This window comes from Celeribacter persicus (assembly GCF_003050785.1).
Classification (GTDB): domain Bacteria; phylum Pseudomonadota; class Alphaproteobacteria; order Rhodobacterales; family Rhodobacteraceae; genus Celeribacter; species Celeribacter persicus.
Genome location: NZ_QAOH01000077.1, coordinates 1 through 1,877, shown reverse-complemented (window position 1 = coordinate 1,877; position 1,877 = coordinate 1). Strand labels below are relative to the sequence as shown.

Below are 1,877 nucleotides of genomic sequence, written 5' to 3'. Positions count from 1 at the left end.
GATTACGAAGATCTTTACCGTCGCTCGGTTGAAGATCCGGTGAGTTTCTGGGCTGAGCAGGGCAAGGTGCTCGACTGGATGGAGCCCTACACGCAGGTGAAAAAGACCTGTTTCGAATTCGGTCGCGTCGATATCAAATGGTATTCGGACGGCGTTTTGAACGTCTCCGCCAACTGCATCGACCGCCATCTGGCGCGCAAATCCTTGCAGACCGCGATCATCTTCGAGCCCGACGACCCCAACGAACCCGCCCGCCACATCACCTACAAGGAGCTGTCCGACAAGGTGAACCGCATGGCCAACGTGCTCTTGAGCCAAGGCGTCATGCGCGGCGACCGCGTCGTCATCTACCTGCCGATGATCCCCGAGGCCGCCTATGCCATGCTCGCCTGCGCCCGCATCGGCGCGATCCATTCCATTGTTTTCGCAGGATTTTCCCCGGACGCGCTTGCCAACCGGATCAACGATTGCGGCGCCAAGCTCGTGATCACCGCCGACACCGCGCCCCGCGGCGGCCGCCGTACGCCTTTGAAGGCCAACACCGACGCCGCCCTGTTGCACTGTTCCGACAAGGTCCGCTGCCTCGTCGTCAAGCACACCGGCGACCAGATCTCCTGGGTCCAGGGCCGCGACGTGGACGTCAAATATCTGATGGAGCACGCGTCGCCTGATTGCCCGCCGCGCCCGATGAATGCCGAAGACCCGCTCTTCATCCTCTACACCTCGGGCTCCACCGGCAAACCGAAAGGCGTCGTCCACAGCTCCGGCGGCTATCTCGCCTATGCCGCGCTGACCCATAAATACGTCTTCGACTATCACGACGGCGACGTCTTCTGGTGCACCGCCGATGTCGGCTGGGTCACCGGCCACAGCTATATCGTCTACGGCCCGCTCGCCAATGGCGCCACCACCGTGATGTTCGAAGGCGTGCCGACCTACCCCGATGCGGGCCGGTTCTGGGCCGTCTGCGAGAAGCACAAGGTCAACCAGTTCTACACCGCGCCCACCGCGCTGCGGTCTTTGATGGGTCAGGGCAACGAATGGGTCGAGAAATACGATCTGTCCTCGCTCAAGGTGCTGGGCTCCGTCGGCGAACCGATCAACCCGGAGGCCTGGAACTGGTACAATGAGGTGGTCGGCAAGGGGAACTGCCCCATCGTCGACACCTGGTGGCAGACCGAGACCGGCGGGCACCTTCTGACCCCGCTGCCGGGCGCGATCCCGACCAAACCTGGCTCCGCCACCCTGCCCTTCTTCGGCGTGCAGCCGGTCATTCTGGATGCCACCTCCGGCGAGGAGATCAAGGAGACCGAGGCGGAGGGTGTCCTGTGCCTCAAGGACAGCTGGCCCGGCCAGATGCGCACCGTCTGGGGCGATCACGAGCGCTTCCAGGAGACCTATTTCCAGCAATACAAAGGCTATTACTTCTCCGGCGACGGCTGCCGCCGCGACAAGGATGGCTATTACTGGATCACCGGCCGCGTCGACGACGTGATCAACGTCTCCGGCCACCGCATGGGCACGGCCGAGGTCGAATCGGCGCTGGTGGCCCACGCCAAGGTCGCCGAAGCCGCCGTCGTCGGCATGCCGCATGAGCTCAAGGGCCAGGGCATCTACGCCTATGTCACGCTAATGAACGACGTGGAACCCTCCGACGAGCTGCGCGTCGAACTGGAGAAATGGGTCCGCACGGAAATCGGCCCGATCGCCAAACCGGACTTCATCCAATGGGCGCCGGGCCTGCCCAAAACCCGCTCCGGCAAAATCATGCGCCGCATCCTGCGCAAAATCGCCGAAAACGACACAGGCTCCCTCGGCGACATCTCAACCCTCGCCGAACCACAAGTCGTCGACGAGTTGATACAGAATTCGCTGTA

At 62.8% G+C, this 1,877-nt stretch carries 1 protein-coding gene; it reads left to right on the top strand.

What is annotated here, in order from left to right:
* Nucleotides 1-1,877: acetate--CoA ligase (gene acs, locus C8N42_RS21225; protein ID WP_107818377.1), on the top strand; the 1,877-nt coding region annotated here is incomplete at both ends.